Raw genomic sequence first — 23246 nt, 5'->3', positions numbered from 1 at the left:
CCCATCATGACCTCCGTCGACACTACCCCCGTCCTCGACCATGACAAGCTCGTTACCTTCGTCGAGCGCAAGTGGAACGATGAAATCCTCCACGCACTGACCGACTACATCGCGATCCCCGCGAAGAGTCCCGCATTCGACCCCGACTGGGCGAAGCGCGGGTATCTCGAACGCGTCGTCACCGATGCCGCGCAGTGGGCCGAACGCCAGCCGGTGAAGGGCTTGAAGCTCGAAATCGTGCGCCTGCCCGGCCGCACGCCGGTGATCTTCTTCGAAACCCCCGCGACGCGCGCGGGCAGCACCGACACGATCCTGCTGTACGGCCACCTCGACAAGCAGCCCGAATTCGACGGCTGGCGTGCGGATCTCGGCCCGTGGACGCCGAAGTTCGAGAACGGCAAGCTGTACGGCCGCGGCGGCGCGGACGACGGCTACGCGATCTACGCGAGCCTCGCGGCGCTCGGCGCGCTCGACGAGCAGGGCGTCGAACGGCCGCGCTGCGTCGGCCTGATCGAAACCTGCGAGGAGTCGGGCAGCTACGACCTGCTGCCGTACGTCGACGCGCTGCGCGACCGGCTCGGCCAGGTGTCGCTCGTCGTGTGCCTCGATTCGGGCGCCGGCAACTATGACCAGATGTGGCTCACGACGTCGCTGCGCGGGCTGGTGTCCGGCGACCTGCAGGTCGAGGTGCTGGAGGAAGGCGTTCACTCGGGCGTCTTCGGCGGCATCGCGCCGTCGAGCTTCCGCGTGATGCGTCAGCTGTTCGAGCGCCTGGAAGATGCGAAGAACGGCAACCTGCTGCCGGGCGTGTTCCATTGCGAGATTCCCGACAGCCGCGTGCGCGAAGCCGACGCGGCCGCCGCGATTCTCGGCGACACCGTGTGGAAGGGGCTGCCGTGGGCGTGCGGGATGGACGGCAAACCGGTGCTGCCGACCACGACTGATCCGCGCGAGGCGCTGCTGAATTCGACGTGGCGTCCGTCGCTGTCGGTGACGGGCGCGGCCGGCCTGCCGGCGCTTTCCGACGCGGGCAACGTGCTGCGTCCGCGCACCGCATTCAAGCTGTCGCTGCGCCTGCCGCCGCTCGTCGACGCCGCGCAGGCCGTGCAGCAGCTGAAGGAACTGCTCGAACTCGATCCGCCGTACAACGCGAAGGTCACGTTCAAGCCCGACGCGGGCGCCGCGACCGGCTGGAGCGCGCCGGATCTCGCGCCGTGGCTCGCGTCGTCGCTCGACGCCGCGTCGCGCCGCCACTTCGGCGCGGACTGCGCGTACATGGGCCTCGGCGGCACGATCCCCCTGATGAACGTGCTGCAGGAAGGGTTCCCGTCCGCGCAGTTCATGGTGTGCGGCGTGCTCGGCCCGAAGTCGAATGCGCACGGCCCGAACGAGTTCCTGCACGTGCCATACGCGAAGAAGCTGACCGCGGCGGTCGCGGACGTGATCGCCACCGCGCGCTGAGCGTTCGCGCTGCCTGTCACGACCCAACCCAACCCGACCCGACCCAACCCAACCCGATCCCGCCTGACCTGACGGAGCCTTGCCGATGACCGCATTGCCGACACCCGTTACCGACCCGCTGCGCATGCGCGCCGAACCGCTGCACGCATTCGTCGCGGCACTCTGGGAGCGGGCCGGCAGCAGCGAGCGCGAGGCGCGGCTCGTCGCCGATCACCTGGTCGGCGCGAATCTGGCAGGGCACGATTCGCACGGGATCGGGATGATCCCGAACTACGTCGCATCGTGGCGGGAAGGGCAGCTGCAGCTGAACGGGCACGCGTCGATCGTCCGCGACGGCGGCGCGGTGCTGACGATCGACGGCGGCCGCGGCTTCGGCCAGGTGATCGCGTTCGAGGCGATGGTCGAAGGGATCGAGCGGGCCCGGCGCATGGGCATCTGCGCGATCGGGCTGCGCGACGTCCATCACCTCGGCCGCATCGGGCACTGGGCCGAGCAGTGCGCGCGCTCGGGCCTCGTGTCGTTCCATTTCGTCAACGTGCCGGGCGACTTGCTCGTCGCGCCGCTCAACGGCACCGATCCGCGCTTCGGCACGAATCCGTTCTGCGCCGCGTATCCGCGCGCGGGCCGCCCGCCGCTGCTGCTCGATTTCGCGACGAGCGCGATCGCGTACGGCAAGACGCGGGTGGCGTATAACCAGGGCAAGCGCGTGCCGGCCGGGTCGCTGATCGATCATCGCGGCCAGCCGAGCGACGATCCGGCCGTCATGCACGAGCAACCGTTCGGCGCGTTGCTGCCGTTCGGGTTGCACAAGGGCTATGCGCTGGCCGCGATGTGCGAGATCTTCGGCGGCGCGCTGGTCGGCGGGCATACGACCTACGGCGACACGCTGCAGAAGACGAGCGCGATCGTCAACGGGATGCTGTCGGTGCTGATCGACCCGAACGCGTTCGATGCGGCCGACGCGGAGCGTGAAGCCGATGCGTTCGTCGCGTGGGCGAAGGCGTCGCCGCAGGCGGGCGATGCGCCGGTGCGGATGCCCGGCGAGCCGGAGGAGGCGAGCCGCGCGGCGCGCGGCGCGCACGGCATTCCGGTCGATCGTGCGACGTGGCGGCAGATCCGCGAGAGCGCGGCGGCCGTCGGCTTCGACGACGCCGAACTCGACATGTGGACGCAGCGCTGCACGGAGCCCGCATGAGCTGGCAGGCGGAGAAGGCGCACGGCGAGGAGATCGCTTACCAGCTCGCGCCGCTCGGCAAGGTCGAGGTCGTGCGGTTCTTCAGCGGCGCCGCGATGCGGCTCGATGGCGTGATGTTCGGCTTCATGTCGCGCGGGTCGCTGTTCCTGCGCGTCGACGACGTGAACCGTCCGGCGTTCGTCGCGGCGGGGATGGGGCCGTTCTCGTACGAGCGGCCCACGCGCACCGTCGCGCTCGAAGGCTATTACGAAACGCCGGCCGATGTGCTCGAGGACGCGGGCGCGCTGTTCGACTGGTGTCGCGGCGCGTATCGCGCGGCGCTGCTGGCGGGGGCGCCGAAGCGCAACGCACGGCCGAAGCCGAAGCCGGCGCCGAAACCGGAGGCGACGCGCAAGCGCACGCAGCGTCGGCCGTAAGACGGCGCTGTTCCTTCCCTGTCCTTTCTGTCGAGCCACGGCGGGTGCGCGCAAGCGCCGGGCTTGACGCACCGCATGGTCCGCCTGCTTCACAACGGCGGCCCCGGCGTTTATGATCGGCGCGATTGCGTCCGTGCCCGGCGCAACCCGAGCCGGTGTCGCCGCCGGCCTCGCGAACGGCGCATCGAAAGCCGCGCGAATGCTTCCCCCCAATCATCGTTCCAGACGGAGATAGCCGATGCTCGTCCTGATTCTCGGTTTAGCGATCTTCCTCGGTGTGCATTCGATCCGGATCGTCGCGGATGGCTGGCGCTCCGTCACCATCGAGCGGATCGGCGAGAAACGCTGGAAGGGCCCCTATGCGATCGCGTCGATCGTCGGCTTCGTGCTGATCATCTGGGGTTACGGGATCGCGCGCCAGAGCGCGACGCTGCTGTGGGTGTCACCCGTCGGCGTGCGCCACCTCACCGGCATGCTGACCGCGATCGCATTCGTGCTGATCGCCGCGGCCTACGTGCCGCGCAACCGCATCAAGACGCTCGTCGGCCATCCGATGGTGGCCGGCGTGATGGTGTGGGCGGTCGCGCACCTGCTCGCGAACGGCACGCTGCATGCGGTCGTGCTGTTCGGCGCATTTTTCGTGTGGTCGCTGGTGGATTTCATCGTGTGGCGCGCGCGCGACCGCCGCGACGGCGTCCGCTATCCGGCCGGCAGGCTGTCGGGCGATGCCGTGACGATCGGGGCCGGGCTCGTCGTATGGGCCGTCTTCGCGCTGTTCCTGCACGGGCCGCTGATCGGCGTGCGGCCGTTCGGTTGAACGTGCCCGCCTGCAAGGATTGACGAGCGGGGCGCACGAGCCGCCCCGGGCGCCCGCGACATCGAGGCGCGCGCATTACCCGCTATCCGCCTTCCCTCAACGTACGGACGCTTGCCCGAGCGTGCGCTCGGCGCGCGTGCGTCAGATCGGCTTGACGAACAGCCCGACGGTCAGCGCGACGCCGATGCACACGATCGCGATCCGCAGCACGCGCTCGTTCACGCGGTGCAGCGCCCACGCGCCGAGCAGGCCGCCGACGATCGCGCCGCCGCCGAGCGCGATCGCCGCCTGCCAGTGCAGGTGCGGCGACGTCAGGAACAGCACGACCGCCGATGCGTTCATCACGCCCGCGAGCGCGTTCTTGGTCGACATCGCGTGACGCGGCGACAGGCCGGCCATCGTCAGCGCGGCCATCATCAGGAAGCCGATGCCGCCGCCGAAGTAGCCGCCGTAGATCGCGATCAGGAATTGCGCGATCGCGGCCGTCACGGGGCCGAGATGCTGCGTCTCCGCGCCGGGCTTGCGGAAGAAACTGCCCCACGCGAACACGACCGTCGCGAATAGCACGAGCCACGGCACGAGGTGCGAGAAGATCGACGACGGGGTTTTCAGCAGCAGCAGCCCGCCGAGTGCGCCGCCGACCACGCTGATCGCGAACAGCGCGCGAAACGGCAGCTGGCCCGCGCCGCGCACCATGTTTCGGCTCGCCCAGCCCGTCGTGACTTGGCCGGGGAACAGCGCGACCGTCGACGTGATGTTCGCCGCGAGCGGCGACATGCCCGACAGGATCAGCGCGGGCAGTGTGACGAACGAGCCACCGCCCGCGAGGGCATTCTGCAGGCCGGCCCACAGGCCGGCGATGATGATGAGAGCGAGCATCGATGAGGGAGTGCGGAGGTGGCGGGGCGCGCGGGCCGGAAGCAGGCGCGCGCGATGATCGCCCGATAGTAATGCAGGATCGCGGCGGCGCAAACCGCGGCGAGCGTGCGGCGTGTCGGGTGCGCAGGGGGGCGGCCGGCCGATGTGGAGCGTTGCGCCGGGCGTCAGGCCATCGCGGCCGTGCGCACGACCTGCGCCGCGTTACTCGTTCGGCTGCTTGGCGGTGCCGTCGGCAGTCGCATCGCTGTCGACGTCCGGATAGACGATCGTGCCGTCGTCCCGGATCACCGCGCCGGCCGTGAGACGCGCGGGCTCGACGCGATTGCGGCCCATGATGTGCAGCACCGTTTCGCCGCGCGCGATCAGGTAGTCGGACACGATGCGCCGGTGACAACGCCACCACACGGCTTCCGAACACATGATCGCGCAGCGTTGCCGGTGCCCTTGCACGATCAGCTGGTCGAGGCCCGTTCGAAACTCGGGCGACAGCGCGTAGTCGGCGTAGCGATGGAAGCTGCGGTTGGTCCAGAAGTCGTTGACCTCGTCGGGCACGCCGCGCGACTTGCCGCGCAGGCCGCCGAGCGCCGCGATGTGCTCGTACGCGATATCGACGGCGGCCAGCGCGTCGGGCAGCGTCGCTTCGTTGAACTGCGGATTCGAGCGCGAGCGCGTCATCTTCCGGATATCGGCAAGCAACGCGATATCGACCGCGTCGAGCATCTCGACGAACGCGTCGAGCGTGCGGTTCGAATGGCCGATCGTGTAGAACGGGTGCGTCACGCGTCGTCCTTGCTCGCCATGCGTTCGAGCACGCGGCCGCGATGCGCGGCGATGTGGTCGGTCCGGTCGCTCTTGATCTCGTATTGCGGATCGTCGGGCGACGCGCGATGGCGATGCCCCTTGTAGTCGAAATCCTGCGTGTGGATCGCGATGATCGTGCCCGTCACGTAACCGGCTTCGGAATTCCAGCGGACGTGGTCGCCCAGTCTGAATGGCTGCGTCATGCGGAAAGCCTCCTTGCGTCGATGCCGCGTTCGCTTGCTGTCGCGGCGTGGGGAGCCCGTACCGCGACGGCAACGCTTGCAGGCATTCATTATCCGTCGGGACCGGATGGGGGAAAAGCGACTCTTCCACGCCGAACATCGCATTTTTCTGACGACACGACGGACGATCCCCCCTTGCCTCCGTGAAATTGCCGTGCTAATTTTTCATGAAATTAACCGGCGAAAATTTCACGGGAGTCCGCATGTTCGTGCAGTCCGACCGTCACGTCGCAAGCTACTACGCCGGCACCTGCCCGGCGCCGATCCCGCTGCGTCCCGAACTGGACGAACGCATCGACGCCGACGTGCTGGTCGTCGGCGCGGGCTTCAGCGGGCTGCACACGGCGTTGCGCCTCGCGCTCGCGGGCAAGCGCGTGGTCGTGCTCGAAGCGAGCCGCGTCGCATGGGCAGCATCGGGCCGCAACGGCGGTCAGGCGTTGCTCGGCTGGTCGTGCGACATGCAGCCGCTCGAGGATTCGCTCGGCCGCGATGGCGCGCGCGTGCTGTGGGACAGCATGCGCTGGGCCGCGGCCGAAGTGCGCGAACTGCCCGCCCGTCACGGCTTCGACATCGACTACCGGCCCGGCAGCCTGTGGGCCGCGCTGCGCCCGCGGCGCGTCGCGATGCTCGCGCAGGCCCGCGACGAAGCGGCGCAGCGCTGGGGCTACGACCGGCTGCGCGTGATCGGGCAGGACGAGATGCCCGAGTGGATCGGCAGCGCGCGTTATCTCGCCGCGCTTTACGATCCCGAGGCCGGCCATCTGAATCCGCTGAAGCTCGCGCTCGGTCTCGCGCAGACGATCGAACGGGCCGGCGGCCGCATCTTCGAGCAAAGCCGCGTGCTCGATTATCGCGAGACGGCCGGCGGCCACGTTGCTCGCACCGCGCACGGCGAAGTGCGCGCGGACGTGCTCGTGCTCGCGTGCAACGCGTACGTCGACCGGCTCGATTCGGAGCTGTCGCGCCGGCTGCTGCCGGTCGGCACCTATCAGTCGCGACCGCGCCGCTCGCGCCGGACGTCGCACGCTCGCTGCTGCCGCGTAACAGTTGCGTGATCGACAACCAGTTCGTGCCCGACTACTTTCGCCTGAGCCCCGACAACCGCCTGCTGTTCGGCGGCGGCTGCACGTATCTCGGCGGCATACCTGCCGACATCGCGGCGGCGACGCGCCCGCACCTCGAACGCGTGTTTCCGCAACTGAGCGGCGTGCCGCTCGACTACGCGTGGGGCGGCCATATCGATATCAGCATGCGACGCACGCCGGACATCGGCCGCCGCGGCCAGCGCTTCTGGCTGCAGGGCTTCTCGGGACACGGCGTGCTGCCGACGCTCGCCGGTGCCCGCGCGGTCGCCGATGCCGTGCTCGGCGACGATCGCCTGCTCGCGCAGTACCAGCGCATCCGCAACCCGCGCTTTCCCGGCGGCGACCGCCTCGCCGCGCCGCTGGAAGCGCTCGGCAAGGTTTGGTACCGTCTGCGCGATACCGTCTGACGCACCGGAATCCAACTTGACGTCCTCACCCGCCTAAAGGCAGGTGATTCCCACACCTGGCGATGCACGTCCGCATCGGAGAATGTTCACAGCAGCGTTGGTATCTCGATCATGCTCGACACCACATTCACTGCAGGCCCACTCTCTTATTCGCAGTCCCGCGATACCTTTCGGCCGCGTCGTGCTGTCTTTCGACCCGCACGACGAACAGGACTGGGTAGAACCGCTTTCGTCGACTTCCTCGAACGTGGCCCCGTGCGCCATCGCCTTGTAACGGAGCTTGTTTCGGAAGGACGACCAGGATGCGTCGTAGACGCTCTTCGCCATCCTGGTTCTGGCGAGCTTCGCGGCCGACACGTTGCCGACCGCGAGGTAATCGAAACGCCGCACCAGATCGAGCGCGAGCTTGTGCTGGAAATCGGCACGGGCATTCGCCACTTTGGCGTGCAGCTTCGCGATATGTCGCTTGTGCTTTCGCGCCCGTTGCGCTTTCGCAAGCTTTTCCGCCGCTCGTCGACCGAACTGGTCATTGGGCAGCTTCTCGCCGGTCGAAAGTGTGGCGAAGTCTTTCAGGCCAAGATCGATGCCGACACCAGAACGGATCGGGCGGGCCTGAACATCGGGCATCTCGATCACGATATTCAAGAACCAGTTGCCGCGCGCATCCTGCGCGAAGTTGGTCCCATCCTTGATCTTGCCTTCGGGAAGCGCCCGGCTGTTGAACACGCGAAATGTGTTGCCTCCAAACCGGAACGCGTCACCCTCGCGCTTCAGGTCGCGGCCCTTCAGCGGCACCCAGCCAAGCGATTTCCTGCCGCGGTAGCGCAGGTAGGGCCGACGGTGCTGACTGCGCGACTTCGCATATTGCTCGCACGTCGCGTTGATCGTGCCGGAGTGGATGCCGAGCGCCTTGCTGCTCCCCGTCGTCAGCACGTTCAGATCGAATCCCGTCGGCCACTTCTTGCTCCACTTGAGCGCATGCTTCTGCGTGTCATTGCAGAAGTTCCAGACGTAGTTCACCGCACGGCTCTGCTTGTTGAGCAGTCCGTTGAGCGACTTCACCCGGTAGCGGTAGACGAGGATCATGCCGGTGATCCTAACCCGTGGAAGAAGCTGCCTGTCAACCGCACGCCTTTCCTTCCCGCCATCCGCCCCGAAGGAAGTCCCCTTGGGGGAAATGGCGGGGTTTCTCGGAGCAAATTCTGATGAACGAACAGGAAGAGATAGAAAGTCTGGCGATCCTGATCCGCGACCTGCGCAAGCATCGCAAGGTCACGCTCAACGATCTCGCGGAACGGATCGGCCGCTCGGTCGGCTTTCTGTCGCAGGTCGAGCGCGGGCTGTCGCGCCCGACGGTGGCCGATCTCACCGCGATCGGCGAGGCGCTCGGCGTGCCGACCACGTATTTCTACAGCCTGAGCAAGCCGCGCGGCGTGCCGTGGGTCACGCGGCCCGACGAGCGGCGCACCGTGTATTACGCGGCCGGCATCACGGACATCCTCGTGTCGCCGAACATGCGTTCGCGCTTCTCGATCCTCGAGAGCCATCTCGCACCCGGCGCGAACAGTGGCGAGCGCTCCGTCGACGACAGCGACGAGCAGGGCGGCTTCGTGCTCGAAGGCGAGCTGACGATCTGGATCGACGGCGACGACACGCCCGTCACGCTCGGCCCGAACGATGCGTTCCAGTTGCCCGCGCACCAGCGGTTTCGTTACGCGAACCTGGGCGATACGCCGACGCGTGTGATCTGGGTGTTCACCTGAGTCGTTGGCGCGGAGGCGTGACGCGCCGTCACGCCGTGCCACCGGTTTGCAGTACTGATCGACATCGGGCATGTGACGTGCCGCATGCCGATGTGCCCGGTTCGCCGCGATGCGGCACCGCCATACAAGACATGGAAAGGATGAGACATGACTGACGTCGTTCCCGTGCTGGTCGATGAAGTCCGCGCATTCCGGCAGGCGCATCCCGAGATCCGTTATGTCGACCTGATCTGCCTCGACCTGCCGGGCCACTTCTACGGCAAGCGCTATCCGATCGATGCGCTCGAAAAGGTCGCGGCCGGTGCGCTGCTGAAGCTGCCGCAGAACTGCGTGCTGCTCGGCACGCAGGGCGGCCTCTACAAGATCGGCGACTACTGCTTCAACGACGGCGACCCCGACGCGCCGCGCCGCCTGATTCCCGGCACGCTGAAGCCGGTGCGCTGGGAGCGGCAGCCGCTCGCGCAGATGCTGATCAGCTCCGACGGCACCGATGCGCCGATCGAGTTCGAGCCGCGCGAGGTGCTTGCGCGCGTGCTGCGGCGCTTCACGGCGCGCGGCATCCGGCCGGTCGTCGCGTTCGAACTCGAGTTCTATCTGTTTGCCGCGCAGCTCGCGGACGGGATGCCGCAGTATCCGCGCGACCGCCTGAGCGACGATCGCGACGATCAGCCGAACATGCACATCGAACGCCTGTCGCGGTTTTCCGACGTGCTGCACGAGATGGTGGAGGCGGCGTGCGAGCAGGGTGTGGACGCGACGGTGATCACGGCCGAGCTCGGGCCCGGCCAGTTCGAGATCAACTTCGGCCATACCGACGATGCGTTGCGCGCGGCCGACTGGTCGGCACTGTTCTGCCGCAGCACGCGCGGCGTCGCATTGCAGCACGGCTATCGCGCGAGCTTCATGGGCAAGCCGTACCTGCATGCGCCGGGCAGCGGCATGCATGTGCACGTGAGCCTGTACGACGATGCGGGCCGCAACCTGCTCGCCGCGGACGGGCAGCGGCCGCTGCTGCATGCGGTGGCGGGCTGCCTCGCGCTGCTGCCGCACTGCATGCCGGTGTTCGCGCCGAATCACAATGCGTTCCGCCGCTATGGATCGATGGTGAACGCGGCGAGCCGTGCAAGCTGGGGCTTCGAGGATCGCGACGCGTGCATCAGGATTCCGGAATCGGATGCGCGCAATCTGCGCATCGAGCATCGGCTCGCGAGCGCGGACGCGAATCCGTACCTCGTGCTCGCGGCGATCCTGGCCGGGATGGAGCACGGGCTCGACGCACGGATCGAGCCGATCGCGCCGCTCAACGACGATCGCGGCAGCGGGATCGATTTTCCGAAGGAGATGCTGTCGGCCGTCGCGGCGATGCAGGATCACGCGGCGGTGCGCGACGGGCTCGGCAGCGAGTTCGTGATGGTGTATTGCGAGAACAAGCGGCAGGAGGAGCTGGATTTTCGCAACGAGATCGGTGCGCGGGAGTATCGGTGGTTTCTGTGAGCGCATGACGCGTGACCCCGCAGCGGGTCACGCGCGATCGGCGTGCGTCGTTGCGATCGAATGCGCTCAATACGCGGACAGCGGGTTCCAGCGATTGCCGTCTTTCACGTCGATGGACGCCGTTGGGACCGGCGTCATGATCAGCAGTTCGGTCGGGCGTACCGACCAGACGACGGCGATCAGCGTCGAGTCGTCGACCGACGTTCCGTTCAGGTAGAGGCTCATGCCCTTGACGTTGGCTTTCATCACGCTCCAGTCGACTTTGTTCAGGCCGTCGATCGCGAGACGATAGAAGAAGTCGTAGTGGTCGTAGGCCGTTTGCACGTCCGTGCCGGTGCTGAAGAACCAGCCGTTCTCCTTGTTCTTGTACATGCACCAGCTTTGCGCCTGTTGCGCGAGCGTGCCGGCCGTGACGAGCGTCACGAGGTTGCTTCTCGCTTCGTCGACGGTCTTCGCCAGCCACGGCGTGAAACCGCCCGCTGCCTTGACGTCCGCCGGCGTGCGCCCGGGTTTGCCCGCGTGGGCGTTGTCTTCACCACGATATGCGTATTGCATGATGTGCCTCCGGTTCGATATCGGTCGGTCTGGATGTGTCCACGATGGGAGTGGACACAAGCACGATATCGGCGTCGAAAGCGGGGGAAAATGGACCGAAGGTATGCGGGGCGTTACGGGGAGGGCGGCACGGGAGGCATGGCCCGGCTACGGTAGCGCACGCCAATAGCGGACCTCTTCGATCGGCACGCCGTCGATCTCGAACGTCTTGATGTCGCGCTCGGCGACGAAGCCCTCGCGTTCGTAGAACGCCTTCGCGCGACGATTTTCGACCAGCACCCACAGCGACACCCATCCATGGCCGGCGTCATGCAGCGATCGGCACGCGTGAGCGATCAGCGCGGCGCCGATTCCCTGTCCGCAATGCGAGGGATGCAGGTAGATCGCTTCGACCTCGCCCCAGGTGGCGTCCTTGTCGGCGTCGCGTGTCGGGCCATAGGCGATCCAGCCCGATGGCTTGTCTTCCGTGAAGGCGAGCGCGACACGCGGCCGCCCCGAATCGAGCGCATTGCGCCAGGCGGCAGTGCGCTGTTCGACCGACAGAGCGGCGAGGAATGGCGCAGGCATGATGCCCGGGTAGGTCGCTTGCCACGATGCGACGTGGATGGCAGCGATGATCGGCGCGTCGGCGGACGTGGCGGCGCGGATGTCGATCGTCGTATTCGGTGCCATGCGTACTCCGCAACGAATATGGCGGGATAGCGGGTGCCGCGCCACGAAGCGATTCACGGCACGACACCCGCGCAGCGCTTACTCCCCGAGCTTCGCCGTCACGCACCCCGTGCTCGAGCATTCGCGCTCGCGTTCGCGCAGGAACGACAGGCGCGATTGCGTCGCGTCGATCGCGCACTGGAGGTTCACGAGGTAGCCGTCGTCGCGCGTTTCGCTGCAGCGGTCGTCGCGCTGCTTCATCCACGCGAGCTGGCTCGTCTTCAGCTTCGCCTGCTGGTCGCCGCTCAGGTGCTTGCGCACGCGGCCGTACTGGTCGTTCAGTTCGCGGTCGAGCTGCGAGAACTCGTTGCTGCTGCAGTACACCTGGTCGAACGCGCTGCGCGGTTTACCGCACCCGGCCGCATGCGCGGCGAACGGAACGGCAAGCGCGAGCAGCGCGCAGGATGCGAGCAGATTCTTTTTCTTCATGGTGGGGCTCCTCTGGGTGAAAACCGTTGAAATCGACCGGCGCCAGCCGCTACCTGGCCGCCGTACACGCATCGATCCCGCCCGCGATCGCGGTGGCGAGACGCTGGATCGTCTCGCGCTGCGCGAGACGCTTTTCCTCGTCGGGATTGACGATCACGCCCGCCTCGACCAGCACGGCCGGAATCGGCGCGGTGCGCAGCACGACGAGATCGTCGAAGCGATGGATGCCGAGTTGCGGATCGATCAACGGACGGTTCTCGCCCTTGATCGGTTGCGCGTGATACAGCGACGGCCGTTCGCCGGCCGCGACCAGCCGCTCGGCGATCGACTTCCCGCAACGCAGGCTTTCCGCATAGTGCGGATTGCGCTCCGACACGAACACGGCGAAACCGCGGAATTCGCGTTGCCGCCCCGCGTCGATGAACTGCTGCTGCATCGAATCGTGATGGATCGACACGAACAGGTTCGCGTCGGGCGCCTGCGTCGAACGCTGGTCGAGCGTGATCTCGCGGCCGTCGGCCGACGTGCGCAGCACGCGATCGCCGTGCGTGGCGAGCTTCTCGGCGACGGCGGTGGACAGGTCGAGGTTGTACCGGTATTCGACGCGGCCGCTCGCGCCGGTTGCACCCGGACGGCCCGGCGTATGGCCGGTGTCGACGACGATGTAGCGGCCGGACGCGGGCTGCGCGTCCGGGCTGGCGGCATCGGCCGCATGCAGCGCCGGTGGCGCGGCCAGCAGCGGGGCGCACGCGAGCAGGCGCGCGGCGGCGCGAGCGAACGGGCGAAGGCGTCGAACGGTTCGGTGTGTCATTGTTGTTGTCGAGGAGGGCATGCGGCGCGGCGAATGGCCTGGCACCGTCGGCCTGCTCAATGCAGTCGGAATGTCGCGCGATTATAGCGGTTGCCGGCGGCGCCGCAATGACGGAATGAGCGCCGCCGCGTGTGCCGGCAGCCGGCGCTCAGGCGAGCACGCGCCGCGCCGCGAGCATGCCCCAGTACGACGCTTCCTCGAACAGCGACAGCCCGGACAGGTCCGCATGCGCGAACACGACGGGGCCGTCGGCCTCGCGCAGCGCGAGCAGCCCCGGCCGGCTCAGGAAGCCCACGTCGGGTGTCGCCATCGCGTGACCGCGCACGGTGATTTCCAGCGCGCTCGCATGCTTCCACAGCTCGCGTCCGTACACGGCCTGCAGGTCGATCGCCGCCTGCTCGCGCAGCGCGTCCGGCTGCGCCTGCGCGAGCCAGCGGCGCGTGTCGTCCGGCGTGCGCGTGCTCAGCGCTTGATACGCGGAGAACACCGAGCGCGTCGGCGGCGACATCCGGATCAGCTGGTGCGTCGACACGACATAGCCGAGCCCCGCGCCGTCGTAGACGACGTTGTCCCACGCGAGCGGCACGCCGGTTTCCTCGGCCGGCATCCCGTCGAGCAGGAAGTTGGACACGAGCCACGGCGCGCGCGGCGGCAGGTCGCGCGCGGGATCGAAGCCGTACGCGTGAAGCTGCGGAAACACGCGCGCCGCGACGAACAGCGGCATCGCGCTGACGACGCGCCGCGCCTTCAGCGTGAAGGTCGACAGCGTACCGTCGTCGGCGATGCGCGCGCACAGCACGTCGACGCCGCCCGCGTGCTCGGTCGCGCGAACGGCGAAGCCGTCCCGCGACCATGCGTTCGAACCGGTGCGCGCGGTGATCGAATCGCTCAGCTTCGTCACCATCGCATGCAGCCCGTCGGGCCAGGTCAGCACCGCGCCGTCGCTCGCGTTGCGCGCATGGCCGCCGCGTGCCGAGAAATAGTGGAGCCCGGCCCACGCCGATACATGCTCGTAGCCCGCGCCATAGTCGTCGCGGCAGCAGTAGTTCAGGTACCAGTGCAGCGCGCTCGCGGTGTAACCCTCGTCGAGCAGCCACTGCTTGAACGAGCGCCGATCGAGCGCACGCCAGCGCGCGTCGCGTGACGATTCCGCGATCGGGATGCAGAACACCTTGCGGCCGTCCGCGCCGCGCGCGGTGCGCAGGCCGTCCGTGTACGCGAAAAAGCGCGTTTGCTGTGCGAGGGCGTCGGCGTCGAGGTCGGTCGCCGGCACGATGCCGTCCTGCCACTCGCCGCGGATGAACAGCCGTTCGTCGGGCGCGTGCACGAGCACGCGCTCGTCGTACACGGGTTGCGCGGAGAACGGCGCCGACTCGATCACGCCGAGATCGGCGAGCATGTCGCGCAGATGCGCGGATTCGAGCGACGGCAGCGGCAGGTAGTGCGCGCCTTTCGGATAGCCGAGCTCGCCGAAGCGGCCGCCGGCCGCATTGCCGCCGAATTCGGGGCCCGCGAGCACGACGAAGCGCGTGTGACCGGCGCGCGCGAGCTGCCACGCGCACGACAGGCCGGCCGCGCCGGCGCCGAGAATCGCGACGTCGGTCTCGATCGTGCCGGACGGCGGCGGCAGCGCCGCGTGGTCGCGCAGCGCATGGCCTTCGCGCATGCCGGGGTAGCCGACGCGCGGCGTCGTCTCGATCCAGCCGGTGCGGCCGCACGCGGCGAGCGACGCGGCGGCGGACGCGACGAGGAAGGTGCGGCGATCCATCAGCGCAGCACGTGCTTCCAGTCGTCGTCGAAGCGGCGCACGAGCGGCTGGTCGTTGAGTTCGTTCGGCGACATCGGCCGCGCCGGCATGTCGGCCGGGAAGTGGAACATCTCGACGGCCGTCTGCGCGTCGAGCCAGCGCGTCGGCACCGAATAGCGCGTCGGCACGGTGAAGTCGCGGCGCTTGCCGGCGATCACGAAACCCCAGTCGCCGAACGACGGCACGTAGCAGTGGTACGGCCACGTATTGAGCCCGGCTTCGTGCAGCGTCGCGACGATCGTCCAGTACGCGTGCGGCGCGAAATACGGCGACGTCGACTGGATCACCGCATAGCCGTTCTCCGACAGGTGGCGCGCGAGCAGCCGGAACACCGGCACCGAATACAGCCGGCCGAGCCCGAAGTTGGTCGGGTCGGGGAAGTCGACGACGATCGCGTCGTACACGTCGGCGCTCGCTTCGAGCCAGCGCACCGCGTCGGCGTTGATCACCTGCACGCGCGGGTCCTTCAGCGAACCCTGGTTCAGCTTCACGAGCGGCACGGAGGTCGAGAACAGCTTCGTCATCGCCGGATCGAGATCGACGAGCGTGATCTGTTCGAGGTTGCGGTGCTTGAGCAGTTCGCGCACCGCGAGGCCGTCGCCGCCGCCGAGCACGAGCACGCGCTTCGCCCACGGCAGCGCTTCGATCGTCGGATGGATCAGCGCCTCGTGATAGCGATGCTCGTCGCGCGACGAGAACTGCAGGTTGCCGTTCAGGTAGAGCCGCATGTCGTCGTGCCACTGCGTGAGCACGATGCGCTGATAGGGTGTGGTTTCCGAATAGACCGTCTCGTCGCCGTACACGCCGTGTTCGGCCCAGTGCGTGATGCGGTCCGACAGCGCGAAGCCGGCGACGAGCAGCCCGATCACGAGCGAGGCGCGCATCAGCTTGCCGCGCACGTTGCGGATCTCGTCGCGGAACAGGTGCGTGGTCCACAGCGCGACGAACGCGTTGAGCAGCCCGAACAGGAAGCTCGTGCGCAACAGGCCGAGACGCGGCGCGAGCACGAGCGGGAAGATCAGCGACACGGCGAGCGAGCCGAGATAGTCGAAGGTCAGCACCTCGCTGACGGTATGGCGGAACGCCTGGCGGCGCTGCTGGAACGCACGCATCACGAGCGGGATCTCCATCCCGATCAGCAGGCCGAGCGCGAGCACGAGCGCGTAGAGCGCCGCGCGAAACGGCGCGGCGAGCCAGCCGAACACCGCGAACAGCAGCGCGGCCGACACGCCGCCGAGCAGGCCGACGAGCAGCTCGATGTCGACGAAGCGGTCGAGCACGTCGTCGTCCTCGACGAACTTCGCGAGCCACGAGCCGATCCCCATCGCGAACAGGTAGCAGCCGATCACCGACGAGAACTGCAGGATCGAATCGCCGAGCAGGTAGCTCGCCAGCGCGCTGCTGATCAGTTCGTAGCCGAGCCCGCACGACGCGAGCACGAGGATCGACAGGACGAGCGCGCGCTTATGCAGCATGGCGCGTCCGTTGTGCAGTGTTCGTCAATGTGGATATACTGGCGCGGCCATCCGTGGGGCGGCCGGGCGCGGGGCGGCGCGCCATGGGCCGACCGGAGAGGGGGCGGCGAAGCGAGCACAAAATCCGAGGAAAAGAATGAATAGTGCCTATCTTTATGCGGTCCATTTACTGTCGGCGTTCGTGCTGCTTTTTGTGTTCGCGGCAGTGTACCTGAAGGTCACCCCGTTCGACGAACTGGCACTGATCCGCGACGGCAATCCGGCCGCGACGCTGTCGTTCGGCGGCGCGCTGATCGGCTTCTGCCTGACGCTCGCCTCCAGCATCGCGCACAATTCGACACTCGGCGAAGTCGTGCTGTGGGCCATCGGCGCGATGGCCGTGCAGCTCGTCACCTATGCGGTGCTGACCCGCCTGATTTCCGGCATGAACCATGCGATCGAAGATCGCAACGTCGCGATGGGCGGCCTGATGGGCACCGCGTCGCTCGTCGTCGGCATCATCAATGCCGCCTGCCTGACCTGACGCGCCACGCGTTCGAGGAGACCAACATGAGTCTGGGTTCGTTTATCCGCAAGCAGTTCATCGACGTCCTGCAATGGACGGAAGACACCGACGGCGTGCTGGCCTGGCGCTATCCGATGGAAGACCAGGAGATCCAGTACGGCGGCCAGCTGACCGTGCGCGAAACGCAGGTCGCGATCTTCGTCAACGAAGGCAAGGTCGCCGACGTGTTCCAGCCCGGGCTGTACAAGCTGGAAACGCGCACGCTGCCGGTGCTCACGTACCTGAAGAACTGGGACAAGTTCTTTCAGTCGCCTTTCAAGTCGGACGTCTACTTCTTCAGCACCCGGCTGCAGCTCGGCCGGCGCTGGGGCACCGCGCAGCCGGTGACGATCCGCGATCGCGAATTCGGCTTCGTGCAGCTGCGCGCGTTCGGCATCTACTCGTACCGGATCGTCGATGCGGCCGCGTTCCACCGCGAGGTGAGCGGCACGCGCGCGCAGTACACGGTCGACGATCTCGAACAGCAGCTGCGCAACCTGGTCGTCACCGCGATGAGCACGACGTTCGGCTCGGCCGACGTGCCGTTCGTCGACATGGCCGCGAACCAGACGCTGCTGTCGCAACGGGTCGCCGAGGCGCTGGTGCCGGTATTCACGCGCTACGGTCTCGCGCTCGATGCGTTCGCGGTCGAAAGCGTGTCGCTGCCGGCCGAGCTGCAGAAGGCGCTCGACCTGCGGATCGGCGCGGGGATGGCCGGCGATCTCGCCCGCGCGACGCAATACCAGACCGCGCAGGCGATCCCGCTGGCCGCGCAGAACCCGGGCGGCATCGCGGGAGTCGGCGCGGGGCTCGCGGCCGGCGCGGTGATCGGCCAGGCGATGGCCGGCCAGATCGCGGGCGCCGCGCACGCGGCGCAAGCGGCGCCGCCCGCGCCCGCCGCGGCACCGGTTGCGGCCGCGCAGCCGGCCGCACCGGCCGCACCGGCCGAAGGGACCGACTACGTGCAGCGCCTCGAGCAGTTGAAGGCCCTGCTCGACAAGGGTCTCGTGACCGAAGAAGACTATTCGCGCGCGAAGGCGGAAATCCTCGCGAAGCTCACCCGGTAAGCGTCACGCATGTTCAGTACTTCGTGCCCCCAGTGCGGCGCGCCGGTCGAGTTTCGCTCGGCGGCGGCGGTGATGGCCGTCTGCGCGTTCTGTCGCAGCACGCTGCTCAAGCGCGGCGCCGATGTCGAACGCATCGGCGAGCTCGCCACGGTGCTCGACGACGCGTCGCCGATCCAGATCGGCACGGCCGGCCGCTACGGCAAGCGCACGTTCACCGTGCTCGGCCGCATCCAGATGACCTACGACGCCGGCACGTGGAGCGAGTGGTACGTCGTGTTCGACGACGGCGCGTTCGGCTGGCTGTCGGATGCGTCGGGCCAGTACGCGGTCACGGTGCGCGAGCCCGACGATGCGTCCGGCGGCGCGTGGCCGGCGTTCGGCACGCTCGAACCCGGCATGCGGATCGATCACGGCGGCCGCGCGTATCTCGTGTCCGACGTGCGCACCGCACGCTGCACGGGCGGCGACGGCGAGTTGCCGTTCCGTGTCGATGCGGGCTGGGAGGCGCGCGTCGTCGACCTGCGCACCGGCAACGCGTTCGCGACCTACGACTATTCCGACGCCGATGCGAACGGCGGGAGCCCCGCCGTCTATACGGGCGAGGCACTGGAATTCGACGCGCTCGCGTTCACCGGGCTGCGCGATGCCGAAACCGATACGCGCGAGAAACGCGGCGCGGCGATGGTGCCGTTCGCGTGCCCGAGCTGCGGCGCGCCGCTGTCGTTTGCGCCGAACCTCGCCGACTACGTCGTGTGCGGCAGCTGCCACGCGGGCGTGCAATGCACGGCCGAGCAACAGACTGTCTTCGCCGCGCAGCGCAGGCTCGATGCGGTGAAGGGCGCGCTGGAGCTCGGTGCGACCGGCACGTTCGACGGCGTGAAGTACACGGTGATCGGCATGATGCGTTGCCGCGTGCCAGGCGACGACGAGACGTGGGACGAATACCTGCTGCTGAACCCGAAGCGCGGTTTCCTGTGGCTCGTGCAGAGCGAAGGGCGCTGGGAGCGCGTGCAGGTGCTCGATCACTGGCCGACGATCGGCGGCGAGTCCGACGTGACCGATGACGGCAAGACCTATCGGCTACGCGAGACGTACGACTCGGAAGTGGTGTACGTGGTCGGCGCGTTCAACTGGCGTGTACAGATCGGCGATCGCACGTCGATCGTCGATTACGGCTGGCAGAAGGACAAGCTCACGCGCGAGCGCAGCGCCGCCGAGATCGTGTGGTCGCGCGCGCGCCCGCTGTCGGCCGGCGCGCTCGCCGAACGCTTCGCCACGCCGGCGCTCAAGACGGCGGCGGTTGCGTCCGCAACGGGTTCGGCCGGGAAGTCGACGGGCTTGTTCGATGCAAAGTACCCGCACAGCTTCGCACCGCTGCCGTTCGTGTTCAGCGCGTTGCTCGTGATCTTCAACATCGGCTCGCTGTTCTCGTTCAGCGGCCGCTCCGTCTTCGTGCTGGTCGGCCTGCTCGTGCTGTGGCTGCCTGAATGGCTGTGGAAAGGCTTCGCATCGGATGGGGGCAACAGCTGATGCGTCACATCCTCTATGGACTCTACGGGCTGATCGTCGTCACGTTGTTCAGTTGCACGTCGCTGGGCGGCGTGAGTTCGGTCGGCAGCGGGTGGGGCAGTTCGTCGGCGCGCAGCGGCTACTCGTCGTACGGGTCGCACAAATGACGGCGCGCGAGTGCATCGCCCCGCCGCGCGCGACGCTCGGCTCGCACGTGCTGGCCGATCTCGCCGGCATCGACGCGGCACTGCTGCGCGATGCGGCGCGGCTCGAAGCGATTCTTGCCGACGCCGCGCAGCGGGCCGGCGCGCGCGTGATCGGCGCGCATTTCCATCATTTCGGCGGCGAGCACGGCGTGACGGGCGTCGTGCTGCTCGCGGAGTCGCACATCACGATTCATACGTGGCCGGAGCATGGCTTCGCGGCCGTCGACGCGTTCATGTGCGGTGCGGCGCGCGCGGCCGATGCGGTCGACGCGATTGCCGCCGCGCTCGGCACGCACGCGCAGGTCCGGCAGCAGGTCGCGCGCGGCGTCGCGTGAGCGGCGCTCAGCGCGGCAGCGCTTCGGCCTCGGCCCAGCGCTTGAATGAGTCGAGACGCCGGCGCGTGTGCACGAGATAGAACGCGCCGATCAGCGGTTCGAGCAGCCAGCGCAGCCACGCCGGCTGCGCGCGGAAGTGGTACGTGAACTTCACTTCGGTCGTGCCCGGGGTGCGCTCGGTGAAGTTCCAGCTGCCGCTGAAGCGTTCGAGCACCTTCGGCCCGTCGATCATCTCGACGGCCGCGACCTGCGGCGGACGGTACGAGATGTAGCGCGATACCATCGTCGCGCCCGACTGGCTGCGACAGAACGCGTCGACGCCGACGTCGGCCGTCATCCCGTCGGGCAGATAGGCGTCGGCGAGAAAGCTGTCCCACACGAGCCGCCGCGCGTAGTCCTGCGACCATGTGAAGAGGCGCCTGCGATCGACGCCGACGATCCGACTCACTGAAATTCTCATGATGGATGGCGGGCGCACCGGCGCGGATTAGGATGAAATCGAGTGTAACGCGCCAAAACCGCGCGTTTCGTCAGACTTCGTCAAGTCGAGCGCAGGCTCGATTGACCTTCTCCGGGAATTCCCCTACGATCGATTCCATGCCTTCGGGAAAGACCCGAAGCGTTTCAATCTCTTGAGGGAGCCTCATGAGTACGCAACAGAACCGGCGCTTCGACGCGCTCGTTTTCATTGGTCGTTTCCAGCCTCCGCATCGCGGTCACCTAAACGTGCTGAAGTCGGCACTGAGCCGGGCCGAGCGCGTGTGCGTGCTGATCGGCTCGACCGACAAGCCCCGCACCATCAAGGATCCGTTCTCGTTCGACGAGCGCCGCCAGATGCTGGCCTCGCTGCTCGATGCGTCCGAACGCGAGCGCGTGACGATCGCGCCCGTGCAGGATTCGACGTACAACGACGGCGACTGGGTGCGCTGGGTGCAGGATGCCGTGGCCGCCGCACTCGGCAGCATCGCACAGCGCAAGGTCGGGCTGATCGGTCACGAGAAGGACGCCACGTCGTATTACCTGCGGATGTTCCCGCAATGGGAGCTCGTCGACGTCGATGCGACCGAAGACATTTCCGCAACCGAAATCCGCGACCAGTATTTCGCCGAACGCACCAACAGCTTCGTGCAATGGGCCGTGCCGGAACCCGTGTTCGGCTGGCTCGAGCGTTTTCGCACGCAGCCGGAATTCGCGCAGCTGAAGGCCGAGGCCGAGTTCATCGCCGCGTATCGCAAGGCATGGGCGGCCGCACCGTATCCGGTCACGTTCGTGACGGTCGACGCGGTGGTCGTGCACTCGGGCCATATCCTGCTCGTGCGCCGGCGCAGCGAACCGGGCCGCGGCCTGTGGGCGCTGCCGGGCGGCTTCGTGGAGCAGGACGAACGGCTCGACGCGGCATGCATCCGCGAACTGCGCGAGGAGACCGGCCTGAAGCTGCCGGAGCCCGTGCTGCGCGGTTCGATCAAGGATCGCCAGGTGTTCGATCATCCGACCCGCTCGCTGCGCGGCCGCACGATCACGCATGCGTGCCTGTTCAACTTCCCGACCGGCGAGCTGCCGCGCGTGAAGGGTAGCGACGACGCCGACAAGGCGCGCTGGGTGCCGCTCAACGAATTCGCGCAGATGCGCAACGTGATGTTCGAGGATCACTTCGAGATCGCGTATCACTTCCTGGGGAAGCTGTGATCCGCTGATTCCCCGGATACCGGTCCGCTGCGACAGACGCGGCGGCACTTCAACGGCCTAGAGGAGCTCTAGCCATGCAAAACGATCCCGGCGGCTTTGCCGCGGTTCTCGCCAATCCGATCCTCAACACGGATTCGTACAAGGCTTCCCACTTCCTGCAATATCCGCCCGACGCGCAGGCGATGTTCTCGTACGTCGAATCGCGCGGCGGCCGCTACGACCGCACGCTGTTCTTCGGCCTGCAGATGCTGCTGAAGGAGTATCTGTGCCGGCCCATCACGCACGCGATGATCGACGACGCGCGCGACTTCTTCGCGGTGCACGGCGAGCCGTTCAACGAGGACGGCTGGCGTCATGTCGTCGGGCACTACGACGGCTACCTGCCCGTGAAGATTCGCGCGGTGCCCGAGGGTTCGATCGTTCCGGTGCACAACGTGCTGATGACCGTCGAATGCGACGATCCGAAGGTGTTCTGGCTCGCGTCGTATCTCGAGACGATGCTGCTGCGCGTGTGGTATCCGGTGACGGTCGCGACGCGCAGCTGGCATCTGCGGCAGACGATCCGCCACTTTCTCGAGAAGACCGACGACGATCTCGCCCAGTTGCCGTTCAAGCTGCACGACTTCGGCGCGCGTGGCGTATCGAGCGCGGAATCGGCCGCGATCGGCGGCGCCGCGCACCTCGTGAGCTTCATGGGTTCGGACACGGTGCTCGGCGTGCTGGCCGCGAACCGCTTCTATCGCGAGCCGATGGCCGCGTACTCGGTGCCGGCGGCCGAGCACAGCACGATCACGTCGTGGGGGCGTGAGCACGAAGCCGATGCGTACCGCAACATGATCAGCCGCTTCGGCCTGCCCGGCGCGATCGTATCGGTCGTGTCGGACTCCTACGATCTGTTCGCCGCGCTTGAAATGTGGGGCGGTCCGCTGCGCCAGGCGGTGATCGATTCGGGCGCGACGCTCGTCGTGCGTCCCGATTCAGGCGACCCGGTGACGATCGTGCTGCAGACCGTGCGTGCGCTCGACGCATCGTTCGGTTCGACCGTGAACGGCAAGGGGCGGCGTGTGCTGAACCGCGTGCGCGTGATCCAGGGCGACGGCGTCGACGAGCTGTCGATCGGGGCGATCCTCGCCGCGCTCGACGACGCGGGCTATGCGGCCGGCAACGTCGTGTTCGGGATGGGCGGCGCGCTACTGCAGCAGGTGAATCGCGATACGCAGCGCTTCGCGATGAAGTGCTCGGCGATCCGGCGCGACGGCGTCTGGCACGACGTCCGCAAGGATCCGGTCACCGATCAGGGCAAGCGCTCGAAGAAGGGGCGGCTCACGTTGCTGCGCAATCGGCGCACGGGCGAGTACCGGACAGTCGCGCTGCCGGTCGCGTGGGACGATCGTGCGCTGGAAGGCGAGTGGGACGACGCGCTCGAAACGGTGTTCGACACGGGGCGGATGCTGGTCGATACGACGTTCGCCGAGGTGCGGGCGAGGGCGCACGCGGCGGAGCAATGAGGGCAATGCGGGCGGCGGCGGGGCGGTCATTCGCCCCGCCGCG

The 23246-nt window shown here is 67.7% G+C and carries 24 protein-coding genes and 1 pseudogene; 14 read left to right on the top strand and 11 right to left on the bottom strand.

Translation table 11 applies throughout. The features are described from left to right. Window positions 1-6 precede the first annotated feature (6 nt). From LMA02_RS26735 to LMA02_RS26720, 4 genes are all read left to right on the top strand, one after another. Window positions 7-1461 carry a M20 family metallopeptidase gene (locus LMA02_RS26735; protein WP_006751392.1) on the top strand — a complete coding sequence of 485 codons (1455 nt, stop codon included), beginning with the start codon at window positions 7-9 and terminating at the stop codon, window positions 1459-1461. An 85-nt stretch (window positions 1462-1546) separates the two neighbouring features. Continuing rightward, window positions 1547-2656 carry a malate/lactate/ureidoglycolate dehydrogenase gene (locus LMA02_RS26730; RefSeq protein WP_228908188.1) on the top strand — a complete coding sequence of 370 codons (1110 nt, stop codon included), beginning with the start codon at window positions 1547-1549 and terminating at the stop codon, window positions 2654-2656. Further along, window positions 2653-3072: a TfoX/Sxy family protein gene (locus tag LMA02_RS26725; protein ID WP_228908187.1), complete on the top strand. Its 420-nt coding sequence runs from the start codon at window positions 2653-2655 to the stop codon at window positions 3070-3072. Before LMA02_RS26730 ends, LMA02_RS26725 begins: the two co-directional genes overlap by 4 nt. Before the next feature lie 238 nt (window positions 3073-3310). Beyond that, window positions 3311-3889, top strand: a complete 579-nt coding sequence (locus LMA02_RS26720; protein WP_228908186.1) for an NnrU family protein — start codon at window positions 3311-3313, stop codon at window positions 3887-3889. Window positions 3890-4030: 141 nt separating this feature from the next. On the opposite strand, the gene LMA02_RS26715 is transcribed toward LMA02_RS26720, so the two are convergent. From LMA02_RS26715 to LMA02_RS26705, 3 genes are all read right to left on the bottom strand, one after another. Then, window positions 4031-4768 carry a sulfite exporter TauE/SafE family protein gene (locus tag LMA02_RS26715; RefSeq protein WP_228908185.1) on the bottom strand — a complete coding sequence of 246 codons (738 nt, stop codon included), beginning with the start codon at window positions 4766-4768 and terminating at the stop codon, window positions 4031-4033. 201 nt (window positions 4769-4969) lie between these two features. Continuing rightward, window positions 4970-5548 carry a DUF488 family protein gene (locus tag LMA02_RS26710; RefSeq protein WP_228908184.1) on the bottom strand — a complete coding sequence of 193 codons (579 nt, stop codon included), beginning with the start codon at window positions 5546-5548 and terminating at the stop codon, window positions 4970-4972. Then, on the bottom strand, window positions 5545-5772 hold the full coding sequence (locus LMA02_RS26705; protein ID WP_228908183.1) for a DUF2945 domain-containing protein: 228 nt from the start codon (window positions 5770-5772) through the stop codon (window positions 5545-5547). The genes LMA02_RS26710 and LMA02_RS26705 overlap by 4 nt, the downstream gene beginning before the upstream one ends. A 242-nt stretch (window positions 5773-6014) precedes the next feature. On the opposite strand from LMA02_RS26705, the pseudogene LMA02_RS26700 reads away from it, so the two are divergent. Further along, window positions 6015-7303, top strand: a pseudogene (locus LMA02_RS26700) (NAD(P)/FAD-dependent oxidoreductase). A gap of 33 nt (window positions 7304-7336) precedes the next feature. Here LMA02_RS26700 and LMA02_RS26695 read toward each other — a convergent pair. After that, window positions 7337-8389, bottom strand: coding sequence for an RNA-guided endonuclease InsQ/TnpB family protein (locus LMA02_RS26695; RefSeq protein ID WP_228908182.1), 1053 nt, complete (start codon window positions 8387-8389; stop codon window positions 7337-7339). Between the two features lie 119 nt (window positions 8390-8508). Between LMA02_RS26695 and LMA02_RS26690 the strand changes: the two genes are divergently transcribed. Both LMA02_RS26690 and LMA02_RS26685 read left to right on the top strand, forming a co-directional pair. Beyond that, window positions 8509-9066: a helix-turn-helix domain-containing protein gene (locus LMA02_RS26690; protein WP_228908181.1), complete on the top strand. Its 558-nt coding sequence runs from the start codon at window positions 8509-8511 to the stop codon at window positions 9064-9066. A gap of 147 nt (window positions 9067-9213) precedes the next feature. Next, entirely contained in the window at window positions 9214-10560 is a 1347-nt protein-coding gene (locus LMA02_RS26685; RefSeq protein WP_228908180.1) for a glutamine synthetase family protein, read from the top strand. Between the two features lie 66 nt (window positions 10561-10626). Here the strand turns inward: LMA02_RS26685 and LMA02_RS26680 are convergent, their stop codons facing one another. The 6 genes from LMA02_RS26680 to LMA02_RS26655 all read right to left on the bottom strand — a co-directional run bounded on the left by LMA02_RS26680 (window position 10627) and on the right by LMA02_RS26655 (window position 16348). Continuing rightward, window positions 10627-11115 carry a hypothetical protein gene (locus LMA02_RS26680; protein ID WP_228908179.1) on the bottom strand — a complete coding sequence of 163 codons (489 nt, stop codon included), beginning with the start codon at window positions 11113-11115 and terminating at the stop codon, window positions 10627-10629. Window positions 11116-11262: 147 nt separating this feature from the next. Continuing rightward, a complete protein-coding gene (locus LMA02_RS26675) occupies window positions 11263-11787 on the bottom strand; it encodes a GNAT family N-acetyltransferase (RefSeq protein ID WP_228908178.1) in 525 nt (174 codons plus the stop codon). Between the two features lie 78 nt (window positions 11788-11865). Continuing rightward, complete coding sequence (locus tag LMA02_RS26670) at window positions 11866-12255, bottom strand: lysozyme inhibitor LprI family protein (protein WP_012366543.1); 390 nt, start codon at window positions 12253-12255, stop codon at window positions 11866-11868. 49 nt (window positions 12256-12304) lie between these two features. Continuing rightward, window positions 12305-13066: an N-acetylmuramoyl-L-alanine amidase family protein gene (locus LMA02_RS26665; RefSeq protein WP_228908177.1), complete on the bottom strand. Its 762-nt coding sequence runs from the start codon at window positions 13064-13066 to the stop codon at window positions 12305-12307. Between the two features lie 148 nt (window positions 13067-13214). Continuing rightward, entirely contained in the window at window positions 13215-14834 is a 1620-nt protein-coding gene (locus tag LMA02_RS26660; RefSeq protein ID WP_228908176.1) for an FAD-dependent oxidoreductase, read from the bottom strand. Continuing rightward, a complete protein-coding gene (locus tag LMA02_RS26655; RefSeq protein WP_228908175.1) occupies window positions 14834-16348 on the bottom strand; it encodes a polyamine aminopropyltransferase in 1515 nt (504 codons plus the stop codon). The genes LMA02_RS26660 and LMA02_RS26655 overlap by 1 nt, the downstream gene beginning before the upstream one ends. 136 nt (window positions 16349-16484) lie before the next feature. On the opposite strand from LMA02_RS26655, the gene LMA02_RS26650 reads away from it, so the two are divergent. From LMA02_RS26650 to speD, 5 genes are read left to right on the top strand one after another with little or no spacing between them, the layout of a single operon-like run. Then, a complete protein-coding gene (locus LMA02_RS26650; protein ID WP_011659258.1) occupies window positions 16485-16871 on the top strand; it encodes a DUF350 domain-containing protein in 387 nt (128 codons plus the stop codon). Window positions 16872-16897: 26 nt separating this feature from the next. After that, on the top strand, window positions 16898-17959 hold the full coding sequence (locus LMA02_RS26645; RefSeq protein WP_175658919.1) for an SPFH domain-containing protein: 1062 nt from the start codon (window positions 16898-16900) through the stop codon (window positions 17957-17959). Between the two features lie 9 nt (window positions 17960-17968). Next, entirely contained in the window at window positions 17969-19489 is a 1521-nt protein-coding gene (locus LMA02_RS26640) for a DUF4178 domain-containing protein (protein WP_228908174.1), read from the top strand. Further along, on the top strand, window positions 19489-19635 hold the full coding sequence (locus tag LMA02_RS26635; protein WP_164714756.1) for a hypothetical protein: 147 nt from the start codon (window positions 19489-19491) through the stop codon (window positions 19633-19635). Before LMA02_RS26640 ends, LMA02_RS26635 begins: the two co-directional genes overlap by 1 nt. Next, a complete protein-coding gene (gene speD / locus LMA02_RS26630; protein ID WP_012366536.1) occupies window positions 19632-20009 on the top strand; it encodes an adenosylmethionine decarboxylase in 378 nt (125 codons plus the stop codon). Before LMA02_RS26635 ends, speD begins: the two co-directional genes overlap by 4 nt. Before the next feature lie 7 nt (window positions 20010-20016). Here the strand turns inward: speD and LMA02_RS26625 are convergent, their stop codons facing one another. Then, window positions 20017-20469, bottom strand: a complete 453-nt coding sequence (locus LMA02_RS26625) for a type II toxin-antitoxin system RatA family toxin (RefSeq protein ID WP_006751370.1) — start codon at window positions 20467-20469, stop codon at window positions 20017-20019. A 185-nt stretch (window positions 20470-20654) separates the two neighbouring features. On the opposite strand from LMA02_RS26625, the gene LMA02_RS26620 reads away from it, so the two are divergent. Beyond that, entirely contained in the window at window positions 20655-21695 is a 1041-nt protein-coding gene (locus LMA02_RS26620) for a bifunctional nicotinamide-nucleotide adenylyltransferase/Nudix hydroxylase (protein ID WP_175710258.1), read from the top strand. 74 nt (window positions 21696-21769) lie between these two features. After that, window positions 21770-23203, top strand: coding sequence for a nicotinate phosphoribosyltransferase (locus LMA02_RS26615; RefSeq protein WP_228908173.1), 1434 nt, complete (start codon window positions 21770-21772; stop codon window positions 23201-23203). The last annotated feature ends 43 nt before the right edge of the window (window positions 23204-23246 follow it).

The organism is Burkholderia sp. B21-005 (assembly GCF_020843965.1).
Lineage (GTDB): Bacteria > Pseudomonadota > Gammaproteobacteria > Burkholderiales > Burkholderiaceae > Burkholderia > Burkholderia ambifaria.
Note: the sequence above shows the minus strand (reverse complement) of the source record. Positions and strands in the feature narration are given on the sequence as shown.

Coding starts and splice junctions, on each gene's coding strand:
- LMA02_RS26735 (WP_006751392.1), top strand. CDS start 7: ATGACCTCCGTCGACACTACCCCCGTCCTCGACCATGACAAGCTCGTT.
- LMA02_RS26730 (WP_228908188.1), top strand. CDS start 1,547: ATGACCGCATTGCCGACACCCGTTACCGACCCGCTGCGCATGCGCGCC.
- LMA02_RS26725 (WP_228908187.1), top strand. CDS start 2,653: ATGAGCTGGCAGGCGGAGAAGGCGCACGGCGAGGAGATCGCTTACCAG.
- LMA02_RS26720 (WP_228908186.1), top strand. CDS start 3,311: ATGCTCGTCCTGATTCTCGGTTTAGCGATCTTCCTCGGTGTGCATTCG.
- LMA02_RS26715 (WP_228908185.1), bottom strand. CDS start 4,768: ATGCTCGCTCTCATCATCATCGCCGGCCTGTGGGCCGGCCTGCAGAAT.
- LMA02_RS26705 (WP_228908183.1), bottom strand. CDS start 5,772: ATGACGCAGCCATTCAGACTGGGCGACCACGTCCGCTGGAATTCCGAA.
- LMA02_RS26695 (WP_228908182.1), bottom strand. CDS start 8,389: ATGATCCTCGTCTACCGCTACCGGGTGAAGTCGCTCAACGGACTGCTC.
- LMA02_RS26690 (WP_228908181.1), top strand. CDS start 8,509: ATGAACGAACAGGAAGAGATAGAAAGTCTGGCGATCCTGATCCGCGAC.
- LMA02_RS26685 (WP_228908180.1), top strand. CDS start 9,214: ATGACTGACGTCGTTCCCGTGCTGGTCGATGAAGTCCGCGCATTCCGG.
- LMA02_RS26680 (WP_228908179.1), bottom strand. CDS start 11,115: ATGCAATACGCATATCGTGGTGAAGACAACGCCCACGCGGGCAAACCC.
- LMA02_RS26675 (WP_228908178.1), bottom strand. CDS start 11,787: ATGGCACCGAATACGACGATCGACATCCGCGCCGCCACGTCCGCCGAC.
- LMA02_RS26670 (WP_012366543.1), bottom strand. CDS start 12,255: ATGAAGAAAAAGAATCTGCTCGCATCCTGCGCGCTGCTCGCGCTTGCC.
- LMA02_RS26665 (WP_228908177.1), bottom strand. CDS start 13,066: ATGACACACCGAACCGTTCGACGCCTTCGCCCGTTCGCTCGCGCCGCC.
- LMA02_RS26660 (WP_228908176.1), bottom strand. CDS start 14,834: ATGGATCGCCGCACCTTCCTCGTCGCGTCCGCCGCCGCGTCGCTCGCC.
- LMA02_RS26655 (WP_228908175.1), bottom strand. CDS start 16,348: ATGCTGCATAAGCGCGCGCTCGTCCTGTCGATCCTCGTGCTCGCGTCG.
- LMA02_RS26650 (WP_011659258.1), top strand. CDS start 16,485: ATGAATAGTGCCTATCTTTATGCGGTCCATTTACTGTCGGCGTTCGTG.
- LMA02_RS26645 (WP_175658919.1), top strand. CDS start 16,898: ATGAGTCTGGGTTCGTTTATCCGCAAGCAGTTCATCGACGTCCTGCAA.
- LMA02_RS26640 (WP_228908174.1), top strand. CDS start 17,969: ATGTTCAGTACTTCGTGCCCCCAGTGCGGCGCGCCGGTCGAGTTTCGC.
- LMA02_RS26635 (WP_164714756.1), top strand. CDS start 19,489: ATGCGTCACATCCTCTATGGACTCTACGGGCTGATCGTCGTCACGTTG.
- speD (WP_012366536.1), top strand. CDS start 19,632: ATGACGGCGCGCGAGTGCATCGCCCCGCCGCGCGCGACGCTCGGCTCG.
- LMA02_RS26625 (WP_006751370.1), bottom strand. CDS start 20,469: ATGAGAATTTCAGTGAGTCGGATCGTCGGCGTCGATCGCAGGCGCCTC.
- LMA02_RS26620 (WP_175710258.1), top strand. CDS start 20,655: ATGAGTACGCAACAGAACCGGCGCTTCGACGCGCTCGTTTTCATTGGT.
- LMA02_RS26615 (WP_228908173.1), top strand. CDS start 21,770: ATGCAAAACGATCCCGGCGGCTTTGCCGCGGTTCTCGCCAATCCGATC.